Here is a 16,568-nt window from a genome sequence, read left to right on the forward strand (position 1 = left end):
CTCAACGGCGGCGCGCACGCCGACAACTCGGTGGACTTCCAGGAGTTCATGATCGTGCCGGTGGGCGCGAGCTCCTTCCGGGAGGGGCTGCGCTACGGCACCGAGGTCTTCCACGCTTTGAAGAAGACGTTGCACGATCGCAAGCTCGGGACAACCGTCGGCGACGAGGGTGGCTTCGCTCCGAACCTGGAATCCAACGAGGCGGCGCTGGAGCTGCTGGTGGCGGGCATCGAGGCCTCGGGCTACAAGCCCGGCGAGGACATCGCGATCGCGCTGGATCCGGCGACGTCGGAGATCTTCGAGAACGGCGTCTACGACCTCGAGCACGAAGGCCGCAAGCTGAGCTCGGTGGAGCTGGCCGATTACTGGTCGGTACTCGCCGGCAAGTATCCCATCCTGTCGATCGAGGACGGGATGGATGAAGAGGACTGGGACGGCTGGAAGGCGCTGACCGACAAGATCGGCGCGACGGTCCAGCTGGTCGGCGACGACCTGTTCGTGACCAACGTCGACCGCCTCAAGCGCGGCATCGACGCGGGCGTCGGCAACTCGATTCTCATCAAGGTCAACCAGATCGGCACGCTGACCGAGACGCTGGCCGCCATCGCCATGGCCCGCGAGGCCGGCTACACCGCGGTGATGTCGCACCGCTCGGGCGAGACCGAGGACGTCACGATCGCCGACCTCGCGGTTGCGACCGGCTGCGGGCAGATCAAGACCGGCGCGCCTTCACGCTCCGATCGCGTGGCGAAGTACAACCAGCTGCTGCGCATCGAAGAGGCCCTGGGCGCCGACGCGACCTACCCGGGTCGCTCCGTCTTTCGCTCCTAGCGCCGCGCCGGGCATCGAGGGACGACTCATGGTCGCTTGGCGACCATCAATCGTCCCTCGATGGCTGGTGGGCGTGCGTGGGTGGCGTCGATCATGCGCTGAATCGGGCAGGAACGCGTGTGCGCGGGGCGAACGGGCCTCTAGATGTCCCCAGCCCGCCAGTCCGCGGCGCACGCGCGCTCCCGTCCCTCCACGGAGCCCCGCGCTCGACAGCGGCCGCGTGTGGTCGCGGGTGGCGGTCGGGCCATCCGCTGGGATCGCGTCGGCCGTGTCGCGCTGTTGATGGTCCTGGTCGGCGTCGTCGCCCTCTACGTCGGGCCGTCGATCACGTTCTTTCACACCTACCGCGAGGCCAAGGCCCGCCGCGGTGAGGTCAGCGCGCTGCAGGCCGAGAACAAGCGCCTGCGGACGCGGCACACCGCCCTGAAGAACCCGCGCACGCTGGAGCGCGAGGCGCGCCGGCTCGGGCTCGTCAAGCCCGGCGAGCGTCCGTTCATCGTCAAGGGCCTCCCCGGCGATCGATGAGTGGCCGCCGGCGCTAGCCTGCGCTCGTGGCCCAGTTCGAGACGTCGATGTTCCAGTGGAAGGATGGCGAGCGCCGCGTGCGCGAGTCCCTTCCGGATGAGCGCATGGCGATGGATCGCGTCGTCGATCACGTGCTCGCCGAACTGCGCCGCCGGCTTGGCGGCCCCTTCACGATCGACGAGCTGGTCGAGCTCTACGACCAGGGCACCGCCTGGTGCACCGACATCGCCTACAGCGTCGCCCCGGGTGCGCCGTGGGCCTGGGACGCGCGGACGACCGCCGACGCCGCCTTCGGCCGCTACGTCCGCGAGGCGTCGGACTACGCCGGTGGCCGCCGGCTGGACCCGCGCCCGGCCGACTGACGCCGACGCGCGTTACGCCGCTCCGGGCCCCGAGCTCTGCGGCATCCGCGCGAATCGCAGATAGACCCCAAGCTCGCCGGCGGACGCGAAACCGAGACGCGCGTAGAGCTCCTTGGGCCAGTCGTCGGCGTCGGCGACGATGAACAGCAGCTCAGGGTCCTGAGCGAGCGCGGCACGGGTGGCCGCAGCGACCACCGCGCGTCCGTACCCGCGGCCGCGGTGCTCGGCAAGGCAGATGACGTCCTCGACCTGCGCTTCGGCGCCGCGCGTCCACAGCCGCGCCCAGGCGACGACGTTGTTGCCGTCACAGACAGCGAAGCGCCGCTCCTGCGCACCGGCCGGTCCGTAGCTGCGGTGGTGCTCGAGCAGATGGCGGCGTGTGCGGCCGTCGCGACCGTAGGGCGTGTCGCGGTCGGTCTGCAGGTAGTGGTCGTTAGCGGCCAGGATCGCCTCGACCGAGACCTCGACCACCTCCACGCCCGCGACGGCGTCCGGCATCGCTGCGGGGCCGGCATGGACCTGGAAGACGTGACGGCTTGCGTCGTAGCCTCGGGCGATCAGACCATCATGCAGCCGTGCTCGGGCGATCGGCTCGAGCAGGAGCCGGCGGTGCGGGAGGTCGTGGCCGCCGAGCAGGCGGTCGGCGTGGCCGTCGAGCGCCTCCGCGCTGATGCCGCCGGCGTCATCGATGGCCCAGAGGACGTTGCGGTCATAACAGCGGTCGAGCTCGGGGGAGAGGAACGCCTGCCCCCAGGCAGCGGTGACCGTCCGCCCGACGGCGGCATGCATGGCACGTTCGAAAGCGAAGGCGCGTTGAAGGCCGTCGCGGGTCATCGAAAGTGCGCGCGTTCGAAGGCGAACGCGCGAGCCAGCCTGGAGTCGTCAGCCCTCGTCGGCGTCGGTGTCGGCACCATCGCCGACCCGCTTGATGACGATCTGGTCGGCCTCGACCGTCACCTCGACCTGGCGGTGGCCCGCCCAGTGCTCGGCATAGACGCCGTCGTCGGCGATCGCCGGATCCAGCCACAGGCCGTAGCCCTCGTCACCGTGGTCGAAGCTGCCCTCGTACGCGGAGCCCTTCTTGGCGCCGGCACCGGTGCGCGCGCGCCCACGGCCGCCGCGGCGGCCCCGGCGGCGCTTGGGCGCGCCATCGTCGTCGTCGCCGGCCTCGTCAGAGGGCTCGTCCTCGTCCTCGCCGGCCTCGGCTTTGCGGGCGGCCTCGGCCTCAAGCTCGGCGGCGATGAGCGCGTCGTCTTCGGCGCGGAGGTCGATCTCGTCGTCGAAGTCGACGCCGGGGGTCTCCGTCGACTCCCCGTCGGGGAGCAGGTCGTTCTCCTTCTTGAAGGCTTCGATCTGCTGGACCGTGACCTCCAGCTGGTGAGCGACCCACGCGTCCGTGCGCCCTTGGCGCACCCACGTACGGATCTGGTTCAGATGAGGGCGGAGCGATCGTCTTGCCATACGAAGGTGGCCATCCTAGTCGACCGTCCGGGCGGTACGTCGGCACCGTCCGTCAGGCTGCAGTCCGATGCCCGACCTCCTAGACACGACTTCGCACAGGCTTTCGGGGCAAGGTTCGTGATCCAACGACGTTCCCGCTATTTGATGGTTTCGCGCTGCTTGCATGTGGGCACCGGCCCTGCGAGACTCGCTCGGCCGGTGGCAGGGACGTTGGGAGGCGTCCAACCATGCTCGTACTGACACGAAAGTCCAACCAGAGCATCATGATCGGAGACGACATCGAGGTCTCCGTTCTTTCCATCATGGGCGAGAAGGTGCGCATCGGGATCCAGGCTCCGCGCGACATCCCGGTCTTCCGCAAAGAGGTCTACCTCGAGATCCAGCAGGAGCGCGCCGGGACCGTCGAGGGCACCGCCGCCGACAGCGACAACAACGTGCGCGGCGAGGTCGACGAGGCCCTCCGCAAGCTCGGCACCGCGGCCGAATAGGCCCGAAGGCCCCGCGAAAATCGCCGCCAGGCGATTCTTCGCAAGGTAATCGCCTTCTAGGCGATTACCCCATCACGTAGTAGAGCGTCTCGAACATCGCGACCGTCACCAGGACGGCCGTGGCGACGAGGATCAGGTACAGCAGCCCAAAGCGCATCGAGCCGCGCTTGTGGGTCTTCTCCAGGTGGCGCTTGCGCGCACGCAGCTCGACCTCGCGTCGCAGGCGGTCTGCCTGCTCGCGGTCCTGCTCGATCTCGTCGACGAGCGCCCGTTCCAGCTGGGCGAGGCTCTGACGCATGCGCATCAGCCTCGGAGGCTACCGCTCACACGCGCTCCATAACCCTCGCCCGGCGGCACGCGCCTGGCGGGCCAGCGCGGCAAAGCGGTCGACAAAGCGCACGTTTGGCGCGATCGTCAGCGTTGTGGCATAGCCACCGCGCACGAGCGCCGCGTTGACGAACAGCCCGTCGTCGGCACGGTAGACGTAGGCCAGCAGCCGTCCGTAGCGATCGCGCGCCTCGGCGTCTGCGATCAGCCGGACCGCGCGCCCGTCGACCAGCCGATGGTTCTCGGCCGACGCCCGCTTGCCGAAGCACTGCACCGGCGTGTTCGGCTTGACCGTCTCGGGCGTGTCGACGCCGATGTAGCGTACGCGCTCCTGCCGACCGTCGACGGCGACGAGGATCGTGTCGCCGTCGACCACGCGCAGCACCCGCGCCGTGAGCGACGAAGACGCCGACGAGCCGTCCTCACGCCGCCGCACCCAGCCGTAGCCGGCGGCGAGGAGGACGACGAGGACCCAGGGCAGCGTGCGGCGCATCGGCCGCCGACCCTAGGTCGCACGCAAGCGTGCCGGGTGCGCTGTCGCACACTCGGCACGCCCACGTCTCAGCTCCTACGCGATCGTGACCTCGCTGGAGAGGTACACGTCCTGGATCGCGTTGAGCAGCTCGACGCCCTCGGCGGTCGGGCGCTGGAACGCCTTGCGGCCGGAGATCAGGCCGGCGCCGCCGGCGCGCTTGTTGATGACCGCGGTGCGCACCGCCTCGGCCAGGTCGGTCGCGCCCGACGATGCGCCGCCGCTGTTGATCAACGGGGAGCGGCCCAGGTAGCAGTTGATCAGCTGATAGCGCGTCAGGTCGATCGGGTTGTCGGTCGTCAGCTGGTCATAGACCAACTTGTTGGTCTTGCCGTACGACCCGTTGCCCAGCGCGTTCATCGCGGTGTAGCCGCCGTTGTTCTCGGGCAGCTTCTGCTTGATGATGTCGGCCTGGATCGTGACGCCGAGGTGGTTGGCCTGGCCGGTCAGGTCGGCCGACAGGTGGTAGTCGGTGTCGCCCTGCTTGAAGGCCGAGTTGCGCAGGTAGCACCAGAGCACGGTGAACATGCCGAGGCGATGCGCTTCCTCGAACGCCGCGGCGACCTCGACGATCTGGCGGTCGCTGTTCTCAGAGCCGAAGTAGATCGTCGCGCCGACGCCTGCGGCTCCCATGTCCGCCGCGCGCTGGGGCGAGGCGAACATGATCTGGTCGGCGCCGTTGGGGTACGTCAGCAGCTCGTTGTGGTTGAGCTTGACGATGAACGGAATGTGGTGGGCCCACTTGCGGCCGACCGCGCCGAGGACGCCGACGGTCGAGGCCACCGCGTTGCAGCCGCCCTCGACGGCCAGCTCCACGATCTTGTCGGGGTCGAAGTACTTGGGGTTGGGCGCGAAGCTGGCGCCGCCGGAGTGCTCGATGCCCTGGTCGACCGGCAGGATCGACACGTAGCCGGTGCCGCCGAGGCGTCCGTTGTCAAAGAGCCACTGCAGGTTGCGCAGGACGGTCGAGGAACGATCCGTGTCGCGCACGATGCGGTCGACGAAGTCCGGGCCCGGCAGGTGGAGCTCCGAAGCGTCGATGGTGGTGCTGCGATGGTTCAGGAGCGTGTCGGCCTCGTCGCCGAGCAGCTCCTCGAGACGCGACCCGCTGAGCACGTCGGTGGACACTGTCAGACCTCCAAAAGAGTCATGGCTTGGACCCCAGATCATAGGCGTCGGTAGGCTGGCGCGGCAGATGGAGCACCACTTCAGCGGGCCGAGCTACACGATCGGCATCGAAGAGGAGCTGATGATCGTCGACGCCGACTCTCACGAGCTCGTCAACGCCATCGAGTCCCTGCTCGAGGACGCGCGCGGTGCCGACACCACCGCCGGGGAGATCAAGCCCGAGCTGATGGAGTCCGTGCTGGAGATCGCGACCCGTCCAGCCGCCAACACGGCGGAGGCCGGCCACCAACTGCGGGCGCTGCGCCGCCAGGTCGGAGACATCGCCGCGCGGCGGGGTCTGACGATCGGCTCGTCGGGCACGCATCCGTTCGCGCTCTGGGAGGACCAGCGGATCGCCTCACGCCAGCGCTACCGCGAGCTGGTCAACGCGCTGCGCTTCGTCGCGCGTCAGGAGCTGATCTTCGGCCTCCACGTCCACGTCGGCCTCGACGATCCCGACAAGGCGATCCACGTCGCCAACGGGATGCGCGTGCATCTGCCGGTGCTGCTCGCGCTCAGCGCCAACTCGCCGTTCTGGCGTGGCGACGGAACGGGAATGGCCAGCACGCGCCTGCCGATCTTCCGCGCTTTTCCGCGCGTCGGCGTCCCGCCGAGCTACCACGACTGGGCCGACTACGAGCGCCAGATCGAGTTCATGGTCTCCAGCGGCGTGATGGAGGACTACACCTACCTCTGGTACGACGTCCGCCCGCACCCCAAGCTCGGCACCGTCGAGATCCGCGCCTGCGACGCGCAGACCCGCGTCGAGCACACGCTCGGCCTCGCCGCGCTGATCCAGGCGATGGTCAAGGAGCTGGCCGAGCACTTCGACGAGGGCAAGCACCTCGGCGAGTACCCGTGGCAGATGCTCGACGAGAACCGCTGGCTGGCCGCGCGCCATGGCCTCGAGGGAGAGCTGGTCGACCTGCCCACCAACGAGCGGGTGGCGACCAAGGCGCTGGCCCGGCGGTTGCTGGACCGCCTCCGCCCCCACGCGCAGGATCTCGGCTCGGCCGCTGAACTAGAGGGCATCGAGGATCTCCTCGCGCGCGGCAACGGCGCCGCGCGTCAGGTGGTCGTCTACGAGGCCAACCACGACCTCCGTGAGGTCATGGCAGAGGTCGTCGCCGCGACCATCGGTGACGGCGACACCGAGTTCTGAGCGACGACTTCGCACACTGCTCACCGACCGGGCTCGCGGGGGCCTAGAATCGATCTTCAGATGGCCGGGACGCCCGACCTGTTCGTGGTCTGCAAGAAGTGCGGGTCTGAGGTCAGCCCGTACATCACCGAGTGCCCGTACTGCGGGACCCGGTTGCGGAAGCGAGCCCCGAAGATCGATCGCCGCGCCGGCGACGCTGCTCCGCGCCCGCCGCGGCGCGCAGCGCGCCCGACGCTGAGCCCGCTGCGCACCAACGAGATCCCGGGCATCCGCGGCGATCCGACCGGCCGGCCGAACGCGACGTTCGCGCTGCTGATCGCCTCGCTGATCGGCTTCCTGGTCCTGCCGTTCGTCACCAACGCCGACGTCGCGCTGATCTCGCTCTCCGGAGACGCGTGGCGGTATGTCACCTCGGCCTTCCTCTATCCCAACGCCTGGTACCAGCTGGCGGTGCTGCTGGCGATCGGGATCTACGGCTGGCGGCTGGAGCTGCGCCACGGCCCGATCCTGGTGGTCGCGCTCTTCCTCGCCTGCGGCATCGGCGGCAACGCGATCGCCGCGGCGGCAGGGCAGGACACGCTGATCTTCGGCGCGCCGGGCGCGGCGCTGGGCATGCTCGCGGCTTGGGCGCTGCCCGACGTCCTGCGCGCTCGCAACCACGTGGAGCACGACGGCGACCTCCTCGGCACGGCCGTCATCGGCGCCACCGTCGCGGTCATGCCGGCGGTCGTCCCGGGGGCGAGCGCGATCGCGACGTTCTCCGGGTTAGTGCTCGGCGCGCTGGCCGGGCTGATGCTGCTGCGCGGCACCGACACACGCCGGTAGACCACGACGGTCGAGCGGCTAGGGTGAGTTGACGTGCCCGCCCGCCGCTTCACCGCCGAGCAGGTCGACGCCGCCGTCGCGGCGCTGTCGGATGACTCCGAGCGGTTCGTCCACGCCCAGGAGATCGTCACCCACGCCGCGCCTGGACTGCAGCGCGTCCTCAACGAGGCGCTCTCGGCAGGCGGCTGGTTCGGCGAGGCCCACGAGGCGCAGATCACCGGCGTCGCGTCGATCGGCGAGGGGCCGGAGCGCGAGTCGGCGCTGCGCGTCCTGATCGCCGAGGAGACGCGCCTGAGCATGCTCGTGGGCGTTGCGGTGGGGCTCGAGCTGGCACGCGAGCTGTTCGATGTCGACGACGATGCAGAGGAGATGACGTAGATGAAGATCCAGTTCTTGGGCCACGCCGCGTTCGCGCTGGAGCACGACGGCAAGACCGTGCTCGTCGATCCGTTCCTCACCGGCAACCCGAAGGCCGCGGCGACCGCCGACGAGGTCGCCGCCGACGCGATCTTCCTCACCCACGGCCACAGCGATCACATCGGCGACACGGTCGACATCGCCAAGCGCACGGGCGCGACGGTCGTGGCGATCGTCGAGCTGGCGGGCGAGCTGAGCGAGTCCGGCGTCGAGAACGTCAAGGACCCCAACATCGGCGGGACGGTCGACCTCGGCTGGGTCAGCGTCAGGCTGACGCCGGCGTGGCACACGTCGACGACGCCGAAGGGCACCGTCAACACGCCGGCCGGCCTCGTGGTCGAGATGGGCGGCAAGCGGATCTACTTCGCGGGCGACACGGGGCTGTTCAGCGATCTCGCCCTGCCGGCCAAGCGCGGCCACCTCGACCTCGCGGTCATCCCGATCGGCGGCCACTACACGATGGATCGCTTCGACGCCGTCGTCGCGGCCGAGCTGATCAAGGCCGATCAGGTGATTCCGAGCCACTACAACACGTTCCCGCTGATCGAGACCGACGCGCAGGCCTTCAAGGCCGACGTGCAGAACGCGGGCTTCGCCGAGGTCATCGTCCTGGACCCGGGCGCGTCGCACGAGCTATGACACACGCGGTCGTCCTGATCGAGGCCGAGCGGGATGAGCTCTCGACGCTCGGCGGCGCGTTGGCCGGTCTCGGCGGGGTGGCAGAGGCCTACTCCGTCACCGGTGAGTGGGACTTCGTGGCGATCGTGCGCGTTCAGCGCCATGAGCAGCTGGCCGACGTCATCACGGGGGAGATCGTGAAGCTGCCGGGCGTCAGCCGCACGCAGACGATGGTCGCGTTCGAGGTGTTCTCCGAGCACGACCTCGAGGCGATGTTCTCGATCGGGCAGTGAGGCGGTCGAGCGCAGCACCGGCGGTGGCCGTCGCGTTGGCGGTCGCCGTGCTGGCCGCCGGCTGCGGGAGCGACGACACGACGTCGGCGACGGTCGTGCAGGCGCCGACGACGGCGGTGGCGCCGGCCACGGGGCCCGCGGCCACGGTGCCGACGACGACGGTGGTGACGCCGACGACGTCGACGCCCACCTCGACGTCGACGTCGACGAACCCCACGGCGACCACCGGCGTTCCGACGGGCGGCGTCAAGCCGACGACAACGGGTGGCGCACCCGCCGGCGGTGAGCAGGGCCAGGGCGGCGCCGGCGACGAGGAGGCTGCGCGCGTCCCCGTCACGCTGACGGCCGATGGCGCGTCGCTGTCGCCCACGACCGTGACGATCCCGGCCTTCCTGGCGATCGAGCTGCGCGTCACCGCCAAGGGCGATGCCGAGAAGTTGACGATCTCTGCGCCGGGTGGCGGGACGCTGTCGGTGGCCGCGGGTCAGACCGCGACCAAGCGCCTGGCCGGGCTCAAGCCGGGCGACTACACCGTGACGACGGCCGGCGGCGCGAAGACCACGCTGCGGGTGGTCAGCGGCGGCGACCCGGGGCCCTAGCCGCCTAGACTCCGCACTCGATGTCCGCCGTCCGTCCCGAGTTCGGCCCGACGCTGCCCGCGCTGCTGGGGCCGCGGTTCCGGGCGCTGCCCCAAGTGGTTCGTCTTGGCCTTGCGGCGTTGGCTGGGTTCGTCGTCGTTGCGATCTTCTACGCCTTGGTCCTGCGCGGCGATGGCGCAGACGCCAAGCGCGCGGTCGTCGTGCGGCAGCCGATCGCCTTCAACTTCGTCTACCGCGCGCCGTTTCACCGGCTCGCGCCGGCCGCCGGGGAGCTGGCGCGCGTCGGCAGCCGGTCACAGACCTTCGCGGTGCGCGACCTCAGGCTGCCCGCCTACCGTGGCGACGCCGCCGGCTTCCTGCCGCTCTACGCCGCTCAGCAGGAGGCGCAGATGGCGCGTGCGTTCCCCGGATTCGTCTGGCGCGCTGACGGCCGCGCGAACATCAACCAGCAGCAGGGCTTCGAGATCGTCTTCCAGTTCCGCCGCCCCGGCGGCCCGCTGACCTACGGCCGTCGCGTGCTGTTGGTGCCCAGCGTCACCGCGCGCGACGGCGTCGACATCCTCGTGACCGCGCCGCGGTCACCGGCGATCGTGCGCGCCGACGACGTCGGGCACAACGGTGGGCTGAAGACGGCGCTGCGATCGTTGCGCTTCGGCACCGAGCGCCCATGAGGCTGAGCGGACGATTGCCGAGATCGTTGCGCTTCGGCACCGAGCGCCCGTAGGCGCTCGGCTCGGCGGCGCTAGTCCGCCGGGATCGACGAGGTGGCCGGCACGGGCGGCGCGCTGGGCGTCGTCGACGACGGGGCCGTGGAGGAGCCGTCGGTCGGCGGGGCCGGATCGGCGGGCGCGGTCGGGGCCGTGACCGCCGGCGTGCTCGGCGCGGGATCGGCGGGCGCGGGCTGGGCCGGGACCGTGGCGGCCGGTGCGGCGTCGGCGGGCGCCGGCGTGATTGCGGTGATCGGCGACTGCGGCTGCTCCGTCGTGGCACCGGCGCTGGGCTGGTCGGGCAGGCGCGTGTTGTCGTAGCCCTCTTGGGTGCCGGTGGGCGCGGTGCTGGAGGGGACGCTGGCCGTAGCGCTGGTGTCGGGCGTGGTGGGCGTGGCCGGGACCGTGCTCGACGGCGCCGCGGTGCTCGGGTGCGCGTCGGTCGCCTGCTGCGCCGGGACCGATGGCTGCTGCGGCTGGGAGCTGACGGCGATCGGCGCCGGGGCGGGCGCGGGCACCTGGGCGCTGGAGGTGACGACGCGCGGGGGAGCCGATGCGACGACCTGAGCCGGCGCGTGGGAGCGGTGGAGACGGTGGTGCTGGGCGTGGTCGACCTCGGCCACACCGGTCGTGACGATGGCCACGGCGGCCAGGCCGGCCGCTGCCTTGGTGGCGACGGCGCCGACGCCCGCCGACAGCGCGCTACCCGCGGTGGCGCCACCGACGGTCGCACCGCTCGTGGCCGCTGCGCCGCCGGCCGCCGCCCCGGCGCTCGAGGCGCCCTGGGCCAAGATGAACTTCTTGAGCAGCAGCAGCGGCCCAACCGGGAAGACCGCCGCCAGCGCCTTGTTGGTCTGGCGCAGTTGCTTCTTGAAGGCGCCGCAGCGCTGACAGGTGCGGACATGGCGGCGCACCGGTGCGCTGATGCGCGCCAGGCCCTCGGCCCACTCACCGAGCTCGGTACGAACCTCGTCACAGGTCAGCCGACGCGCCTCGGCCGCCTCGGCCAGCGACACCCGTGCGCGGACGAGCAGCGACTTGACCGACGGGACCGTGGTCTCCATCGCCTCGGCGATCTGCTCGTAGCTCAGCGCGTCGATCTCGCGCAGCAGCAGCGCGGTGCGCTGCGTCTCGGCCAGCGTCTGCACGTCGGCGACGAGCTGGCGGAAGTCCTCGCGGTCGTGGACCTTGTCGGCGGTGGTGGTGCCGTGCTCGGCGAGGTGGATGTCCATCGAGTCGACCCCGATGGCGGTCTGCTTGCGCAGGTGGTTCAGGCAGCGGTTGCGCGCGATGCGGTAGAGCCACGGCCGTACGTTGATCGGCCGGTCGTCGGCCAGCATCGCGTTGAACGCGGCGGCGAAGACCTCCTGCAGCACATCCTCGGCATCCTCGCGCGAGGAGAGCATGTGGCGGCAGAACGCCAACAGGCGCGCCTGGTAACGCGCCACAAGCGCCTCGTAGGCCGCCTGGTTGCCGCGGCGGGTGAGCGCGACCAGCCGCTCGTCGCCCTGCAATCGCAGCAGCGGCGTCGGGCCGCGGAGACCGGCGGCCCCGGAATATCGGAGGCTTGAGACTTCCACGCGTGTGGGACAGGGTTACCCGTCCGGCGTTGGAACTCGCGACGGGCAGGCGAGTTGCGGCTTCTCAGTCTAGGACGGAGGCAGATACGCTCCGCAAGGCTCCGCCCGGGTGGTGGAATTGGTCAGACACGGCTGGCTTAAAACCGGCTGCCCGCAAGGGCATGGGGGTTCGAGTCCCCCCCCGGGCATGCAGAACGCCTCCCTTCTCCGTAACGGCATACTCTTGGTGTCGTTAGTAGTACATTCATGGCCGTGACGAGCTTCCAGGATCTCGATCGGCACTTCGGCGCTCTGCCTCCCGAGCGCGTGCAGGCGCTGGTCGTGATCGCCGAGGCCCGCGGTCGTGAGGAGGTCCTTCGCCGACAGAACCCCGCTGGCCTGGAGACGCTGCGCGCGGTCGCCTTGATCCAGAGCGCCGAGGCCTCCAACGCGATCGAGAACATCCACGCGTCGCGAGAGCGCATCGAGGCGCTGATCGCCGACAAGACCACGCCGCAGAACCGCTCCGAGCAGGAGATCGCCGGCTATCGCCTGGTCTTGGATCAGATCCATGCCAACGGCCCGGACATCCCGTTCGAGTCGCGCTTCGTCGAGCAACTCCATGGCTCCCTCTCCCGCTTCACCGGCGATCGGACGGCGGGCAAGTGGAAAGGGGTGGACAACCGCGTCGAAGAACACCACCCCGACGGAACCGTCGTCGAGCGGTTCCGGCCGGTATCTGCCGCCGACACACCCACGGCGATGAAGGATCTCCACGCCGGCTTCGCCCGCGCCATGCAGGAGGGACGGCACGCGCCGCTCCTGCTGGTGGCGACATACGTTCTGGACTTCCTGGTCATCCACCCCTTCCGCGACCGCAACGGGCGCATGGCGCGTTTGAACACGTTGTGGCTGCTGTATGTCTGCGGCCACGAGGTCGGTCGCTACATCAGCATCGAGAAGCTCATCGAGGAGAGCAGGGAGACCTACTACGAGGCGCTCCACCGCTCGACGCTGGGCTGGCATGAGCGCAAGCACGATCTCGGCCCTTGGACCGATTACTTCCTCGGCATCGTCGTCGCCGCCTACCGCGAGCTCGAGAACCGAACGGCTCTCGTCAACGGCCGTGGCTCCAAGCGGGCGCTCATCACGTTCTACATCCGGGCATCGCTGTCGGATGAGTTCAAGGTGGCCCAGATCCGTGATGCGTCGCCGGGCGTCAGCGACGCGTACATCAGCAAGGTGCTAGGCGAGCTCAAGGCCGACGGTGCCATCGAGCCGGTCGGCAGGGGCCGAGGCGCCGGCTGGCGCCGACTCCGTCCCGACGTCGAATAGCCGGTACTGGCCAGACAAGCTCGTGCGCGTCGATGGCCGCTCGGCCTCCGACGCGCACGCCCGTCTGCATCCCTAGGCCACGGGCGTCTCGCGCACCGCGCCGGGCGCCAGCGCGTCCAGCAGCAGGTCGGCCATTCCCTGATCGCCGGTGATCTCCAGCTCCGTGCGGGAGGCGTCGGGGCCCAGGGCCTCGACCCACGCCCGCTCGGGGCCGGCGATGCGCGCATCGGCCTCAGGGGCCGAACGCTCCGCGAGCTCCATGCGGCCGCGGTGGGCGGTGAGCACGTAGCGCTTCATGTCGCCGGCGCGGCGAACGACGGTGATCTCGACCATGCCGTCGATCTCGTCGGGCAGCGTGAGCCCAGGCACCGTGCGCAGGATCGCGCCGATGTCGACGGACTCGTCCGGCCGCGGCGGCGACCACGCCCAACGTGCGCCCCAGCGCGCGAGCGCGCCGACGACGGGCAGCAGGTCACGCGCCCGCTCGGTGAGCTCGTAGTCGACACGCGGCGGAACCTCGCGGTAGCGCTGGCGTGTCAGCAGGCCGTCGGCGACCATGCGGTTGAGCCGGGAACGCAGCTGCTCGGTCGAGATCCCGGGCAGGACTCGCTGCAGTTCAACGAAGCGGCGGGGACCGGCGACGAGGTCGCGGACGATCAACAGCGTCCACTTATCGCCCACCAGATCAAGAGCGCGCGCGTCTGGCGCCCACTGGTTGTACGGATGCCGCTTTGGGGGTGGAACGGAGGGAATGGCTGCCTCCCTTTGAGACCGCGTAGATGGGACGGACCCCTCAGCCACTGACGAGGATACCCACGTCAGCCCACGGACGCGCCGTTTTTCGGCGGACGTGGACGTCCGTTTGACCCGAGGATGGTGAGTCGTTGTCGGACAAGCGCTGACGATCGATCCGGAAGGCAGGACATTGCCAGAAGCTGCCCAGCCCGTCGACCACGAGGTCCGTCTTGGCACCTAGCGCGGGAGTGCTGGTGCACAGGCATTTGGTCCTTCACCAATCCAAATGTGCAGGGAACGAGCAAATGCGCGCCCAAAAGGGACGCGCATCACCCACAAGTTGTGCAATTTGGCCAGTTGGCCTACACGTTGACGAGGCCCGCGAGGATCTGCTCGTCGTAGACGTCCTCGTCGGCGCCCACGTGCAGTGACGCCGCGGGCGCCAGCATGGGGTAGGTCGCGTCCTGCTCGGCGGCGATGGCCGCGAAGCGACGCGTGGGCAGGCTCTGCTCCTGCGCTTCGGGCAGGTCCTTCTTGAAGCGGGGGTCCACGGGACTCCTTCTCCTCTCGGGTGCCTTCACCACCCGTTCTACGCCGATCGCGCCCGATTGCAACCTCGATGTCGGCGCACCAGACCTGAGTGCGCCATCTTTGTAGGAAGTCTCTGAAGATTCGGCGCCGCGTTGTGTGACCGATGAGCTGGCGTATCGGTCGCGTGGCCATGAGGATGGACGGATGAGCACCGAGGCGGAGCAGACGACGCGGGTCCATGGCGGGCGGCTGATCGCCCGGAGGCTGAAGGCCCACGGGGTGACCAAGCTCTTCACGCTGTCGGGCGGGCACATCTTCTCGATCTACGACGGCTGCCGGGAGGAGGGCATCGACATCGTCGACACCCGCCACGAGCAGGCCGCGACCTTCGCCGCCGAGGGCTGGGCGAAGGTCACGCGCACTCCGGGCGTCGCCGCGCTGACGGCCGGCCCGGGCGTCACCAACGGGATGAGCGCGATCGCCAGCGCCCAGCAGTCGGCCTCGCCGATCGTCGTGCTCGGCGGCCGCGCGCCGGCGATGCGTTGGGGGATGGGCTCGCTCCAGGAGATCGACCACGTCCCGTTCGTCGCGCCGCTGACCAAGCTGGCGGCGACCGCGGGCTCGCCGGATGAGATCCCGGGCCTGGTCGATCGCGCGCTGGCGGCGGCGATGGCGCCGCACTCGGGGCCGACGTTCCTGGACTTCCCGATGGACCACGTCTTCTCCGAGGGCGAAGACACCGGTTTGGAAGGCGCCCTGCACGACGTGCTCGCCGAGCCGCTGGCCGACGGCGACGTCGAGCGCGTGCTCGCGCTGCTCGACGGCGCCGAGCGGCCGGTGATCATGGCCGGGACGAACCTCTACTGGGGTCGGGGTGAGGAGGCGCTGCGCGAGCTGGCCGAGCGTCGCGGCATCCCGGTGTACCTGAACGGCCAGGCGCGTGGTTGCCTTGCGGCCGATCACGAGCTGTTCTTCTCGCGGGCACGAGGAGATGGGTTGAAGGGCGCCGACCTGGCGCTGGTCATCGGTGTGCCGATGGACTTCCGCCTCGGCTTCGGCGGCTCGTTCGGCGAGGAGACCAAGTTGGTGGTCATCGATCGGGCGCAGCCGGCGCGAGCGCATCCGCGGGCGGTGGAGGCGTCGCTCTACGGCGGCATCGACGCGACCCTGCGCGCGCTGGTCGGCGACGGCACGCCGGATCGCACGCGCGACTGGGTCGCGCATCTGCGCGGCAAGGAGACCGAGAAGCGCGAGGCCGAGCGCGTCGAGTTGGACGACGGCCGCGCGCCGCTGCACCCGATGCGGCTCTACCGCGAACTGGGCGAGATGTTGGATCGCAATGCGATCGTCATCGGTGACGGCGGCGACTTCGTCTCTTACGCAGGCCGCGTGATCGACACCTACGAGCCGGGCTGCTGGCTGGATCCGGGGCCGTTCGGCTGTCTCGGCACCGGGCCGGGCTACGCGCTGGCGGCCAAGCTCGCGCATCCCGACCGGCAGGTCGTCCTGCTCGTCGGGGACGGCGCGTTCGGCTTCAGCGGGATGGAGTTCGACACGCTGGCCCGCCATGGCGTCAACGTCGTCGCGGTCATGGGCAACAACGGCATCTGGGCGCTCGAGAAGCACCCGATGGAGTTCTTGTACGGGTACTCGGTCGCCGCGGAGCTCCGGCCCGAGACGCGCTACGACCAGATGGTCGAGGCGCTGGGGTGCCACGGGGAGCTCGTCCGGACGCCCGAGGCCCTCAAGCCGGCGCTCGCGCGAGCGTTCGAGGCGGGGGCGCCGGCGCTCGTCAACGTGCTCACAGACCCCGACGTCGTCTATCCGCGCAAGTCGAATCTGGCCTAACGGCGAGGGAGTTCCGTTGGACCGTCTTTTGGCAAGAAGAAGCACTGCGCTTTCCGGTGCAACGCGGTCCGCGAAAATTGGAAGCCGCCCCGAAGAGCGGCTTCCAAAGTCGGCCCCGACAGGACGGGCAGGGGTACGTGCCATGCGGGGGCCTGGTTGTCTGGCCCGAGCGGCGGGAGGCGCCGATTCGATGCGGCTTCGCTCGGACCTATGCGTCGGAGCAGCGGGTGAGCGAGCCTGTTCGGC

Annotated in this window: 21 protein-coding genes and 1 tRNA gene; 14 read left to right on the forward strand and 8 right to left on the reverse strand. The window is 70.0% G+C overall.

Annotated features, from left to right (window positions below):
* From eno to VGO10_RS00015, 3 genes are all read left to right on the forward strand, one after another.
* The coding region (gene eno, locus VGO10_RS00005) for a phosphopyruvate hydratase (RefSeq protein WP_327464021.1) at window positions 1-831 on the forward strand (831 nt) is incomplete at its 5' end.
* A gap of 222 nt (window positions 832-1,053) precedes the next feature.
* Complete coding sequence (locus VGO10_RS00010; protein ID WP_327464022.1) at window positions 1,054-1,356, forward strand: septum formation initiator family protein; 303 nt, start codon at window positions 1,054-1,056, stop codon at window positions 1,354-1,356.
* 26 nt (window positions 1,357-1,382) lie between these two features.
* Entirely contained in the window at window positions 1,383-1,718 is a 336-nt protein-coding gene (locus VGO10_RS00015) for a hypothetical protein (protein WP_327464023.1), read from the forward strand.
* Between the two features lie 12 nt (window positions 1,719-1,730).
* Here the strand turns inward: VGO10_RS00015 and VGO10_RS00020 are convergent, their stop codons facing one another.
* Both VGO10_RS00020 and VGO10_RS00025 read right to left on the reverse strand, forming a co-directional pair.
* A complete protein-coding gene (locus tag VGO10_RS00020; protein ID WP_327464024.1) occupies window positions 1,731-2,507 on the reverse strand; it encodes a GNAT family N-acetyltransferase in 777 nt (258 codons plus the stop codon).
* A 93-nt stretch (window positions 2,508-2,600) separates the two neighbouring features.
* Window positions 2,601-3,179, reverse strand: coding sequence for a hypothetical protein (locus VGO10_RS00025; protein ID WP_327464025.1), 579 nt, complete (start codon window positions 3,177-3,179; stop codon window positions 2,601-2,603).
* Window positions 3,180-3,406: 227 nt separating this feature from the next.
* Between VGO10_RS00025 and csrA the strand changes: the two genes are divergently transcribed.
* A complete protein-coding gene (gene csrA, locus VGO10_RS00030) occupies window positions 3,407-3,667 on the forward strand; it encodes a carbon storage regulator CsrA (protein WP_327464026.1) in 261 nt (86 codons plus the stop codon).
* Between the two features lie 64 nt (window positions 3,668-3,731).
* On the opposite strand, the gene VGO10_RS00035 is transcribed toward csrA, so the two are convergent.
* The 3 genes from VGO10_RS00035 to VGO10_RS00045 all read right to left on the reverse strand — a co-directional run bounded on the left by VGO10_RS00035 (window position 3,732) and on the right by VGO10_RS00045 (window position 5,654).
* Window positions 3,732-3,971 carry a hypothetical protein gene (locus tag VGO10_RS00035; RefSeq protein ID WP_327464027.1) on the reverse strand — a complete coding sequence of 80 codons (240 nt, stop codon included), beginning with the start codon at window positions 3,969-3,971 and terminating at the stop codon, window positions 3,732-3,734.
* A 12-nt stretch (window positions 3,972-3,983) separates the two neighbouring features.
* Window positions 3,984-4,487, reverse strand: a complete 504-nt coding sequence (locus VGO10_RS00040; RefSeq protein WP_327464028.1) for a thermonuclease family protein — start codon at window positions 4,485-4,487, stop codon at window positions 3,984-3,986.
* A gap of 75 nt (window positions 4,488-4,562) precedes the next feature.
* Window positions 4,563-5,654 carry a class I fructose-bisphosphate aldolase gene (locus tag VGO10_RS00045; RefSeq protein ID WP_327464029.1) on the reverse strand — a complete coding sequence of 364 codons (1,092 nt, stop codon included), beginning with the start codon at window positions 5,652-5,654 and terminating at the stop codon, window positions 4,563-4,565.
* 67 nt (window positions 5,655-5,721) lie between these two features.
* Here VGO10_RS00045 and VGO10_RS00050 point away from each other — a divergent pair, with 67 nt between their 5' ends.
* From VGO10_RS00050 to VGO10_RS00080, 7 genes are read left to right on the forward strand one after another with little or no spacing between them, the layout of a single operon-like run.
* Window positions 5,722-6,855 (forward strand): carboxylate-amine ligase, encoded by a 1,134-nt coding sequence (locus VGO10_RS00050; protein WP_327464030.1) that lies wholly within the window; start codon window positions 5,722-5,724, stop codon window positions 6,853-6,855.
* A gap of 60 nt (window positions 6,856-6,915) precedes the next feature.
* A complete protein-coding gene (locus tag VGO10_RS00055; RefSeq protein WP_327464031.1) occupies window positions 6,916-7,680 on the forward strand; it encodes a rhomboid family intramembrane serine protease in 765 nt (254 codons plus the stop codon).
* Between the two features lie 33 nt (window positions 7,681-7,713).
* Window positions 7,714-8,058 (forward strand): hypothetical protein, encoded by a 345-nt coding sequence (locus VGO10_RS00060; RefSeq protein WP_327464032.1) that lies wholly within the window; start codon window positions 7,714-7,716, stop codon window positions 8,056-8,058.
* Complete coding sequence (locus VGO10_RS00065; RefSeq protein WP_327464033.1) at window positions 8,059-8,736, forward strand: metal-dependent hydrolase; 678 nt, start codon at window positions 8,059-8,061, stop codon at window positions 8,734-8,736. It begins immediately after the preceding gene.
* Window positions 8,733-9,008 carry an Lrp/AsnC ligand binding domain-containing protein gene (locus tag VGO10_RS00070; protein ID WP_327464034.1) on the forward strand — a complete coding sequence of 92 codons (276 nt, stop codon included), beginning with the start codon at window positions 8,733-8,735 and terminating at the stop codon, window positions 9,006-9,008. Before VGO10_RS00065 ends, VGO10_RS00070 begins: the two co-directional genes overlap by 4 nt.
* Before the next feature lie 23 nt (window positions 9,009-9,031).
* Complete coding sequence (locus VGO10_RS00075; RefSeq protein ID WP_327464035.1) at window positions 9,032-9,607, forward strand: hypothetical protein; 576 nt, start codon at window positions 9,032-9,034, stop codon at window positions 9,605-9,607.
* Window positions 9,608-9,627: 20 nt separating this feature from the next.
* On the forward strand, window positions 9,628-10,278 hold the full coding sequence (locus VGO10_RS00080) for a hypothetical protein (protein WP_327464036.1): 651 nt from the start codon (window positions 9,628-9,630) through the stop codon (window positions 10,276-10,278).
* Between the two features lie 71 nt (window positions 10,279-10,349).
* Here the strand turns inward: VGO10_RS00080 and VGO10_RS00085 are convergent, their stop codons facing one another.
* Complete coding sequence (locus VGO10_RS00085; RefSeq protein ID WP_327464037.1) at window positions 10,350-11,894, reverse strand: RNA polymerase sigma factor; 1,545 nt, start codon at window positions 11,892-11,894, stop codon at window positions 10,350-10,352.
* Between the two features lie 103 nt (window positions 11,895-11,997).
* Here VGO10_RS00085 and VGO10_RS00090 point away from each other — a divergent pair.
* Together VGO10_RS00090 and VGO10_RS00095 are read left to right on the forward strand one after the other, a co-directional pair.
* Window positions 11,998-12,082: transfer RNA gene (locus VGO10_RS00090), tRNA-Leu, on the forward strand.
* Window positions 12,083-12,146: 64 nt separating this feature from the next.
* Window positions 12,147-13,208, forward strand: coding sequence for a Fic family protein (locus VGO10_RS00095; RefSeq protein WP_327464038.1), 1,062 nt, complete (start codon window positions 12,147-12,149; stop codon window positions 13,206-13,208).
* A 72-nt stretch (window positions 13,209-13,280) separates the two neighbouring features.
* Here VGO10_RS00095 and VGO10_RS00100 read toward each other — a convergent pair whose 3' ends face one another.
* On the reverse strand, window positions 13,281-13,889 hold the full coding sequence (locus tag VGO10_RS00100; protein ID WP_327464039.1) for a helix-turn-helix domain-containing protein: 609 nt from the start codon (window positions 13,887-13,889) through the stop codon (window positions 13,281-13,283).
* 416 nt (window positions 13,890-14,305) lie between these two features.
* Entirely contained in the window at window positions 14,306-14,494 is a 189-nt protein-coding gene (locus VGO10_RS00105; protein ID WP_327464040.1) for a hypothetical protein, read from the reverse strand.
* A 184-nt stretch (window positions 14,495-14,678) separates the two neighbouring features.
* Here VGO10_RS00105 and VGO10_RS00110 point away from each other — a divergent pair, with 184 nt between their 5' ends.
* Window positions 14,679-16,322: an acetolactate synthase gene (locus VGO10_RS00110; protein WP_327464041.1), complete on the forward strand. Its 1,644-nt coding sequence runs from the start codon at window positions 14,679-14,681 to the stop codon at window positions 16,320-16,322.
* Window positions 16,323-16,568 lie beyond the last annotated feature (246 nt).

The organism is Baekduia sp., from assembly GCF_035996765.1.
Lineage (GTDB): Bacteria > Actinomycetota > Thermoleophilia > Solirubrobacterales > Solirubrobacteraceae > Baekduia.

What these genes read in the sequence shown, in the direction of transcription:
- csrA (WP_327464026.1), top strand. Translation starts at nt 3,407, where the DNA reads ATGCTCGTACTGACACGAAAGTCCAACCAGAGCATCATGATCGGAGAC.
- VGO10_RS00080 (WP_327464036.1), top strand. Translation starts at nt 9,628, where the DNA reads ATGTCCGCCGTCCGTCCCGAGTTCGGCCCGACGCTGCCCGCGCTGCTG.
- VGO10_RS00110 (WP_327464041.1), top strand. Translation starts at nt 14,679, where the DNA reads ATGAGCACCGAGGCGGAGCAGACGACGCGGGTCCATGGCGGGCGGCTG.
- VGO10_RS00065 (WP_327464033.1), top strand. Translation starts at nt 8,059, where the DNA reads ATGAAGATCCAGTTCTTGGGCCACGCCGCGTTCGCGCTGGAGCACGAC.
- VGO10_RS00055 (WP_327464031.1), top strand. Translation starts at nt 6,916, where the DNA reads ATGGCCGGGACGCCCGACCTGTTCGTGGTCTGCAAGAAGTGCGGGTCT.
- VGO10_RS00020 (WP_327464024.1), bottom strand. Translation starts at nt 2,507, where the DNA reads ATGCATGCCGCCGTCGGGCGGACGGTCACCGCTGCCTGGGGGCAGGCG.
- VGO10_RS00050 (WP_327464030.1), top strand. Translation starts at nt 5,722, where the DNA reads ATGGAGCACCACTTCAGCGGGCCGAGCTACACGATCGGCATCGAAGAG.
- VGO10_RS00070 (WP_327464034.1), top strand. Translation starts at nt 8,733, where the DNA reads ATGACACACGCGGTCGTCCTGATCGAGGCCGAGCGGGATGAGCTCTCG.
- VGO10_RS00040 (WP_327464028.1), bottom strand. Translation starts at nt 4,487, where the DNA reads ATGCGCCGCACGCTGCCCTGGGTCCTCGTCGTCCTCCTCGCCGCCGGC.
- VGO10_RS00025 (WP_327464025.1), bottom strand. Translation starts at nt 3,179, where the DNA reads ATGGCAAGACGATCGCTCCGCCCTCATCTGAACCAGATCCGTACGTGG.
- VGO10_RS00035 (WP_327464027.1), bottom strand. Translation starts at nt 3,971, where the DNA reads ATGCGCATGCGTCAGAGCCTCGCCCAGCTGGAACGGGCGCTCGTCGAC.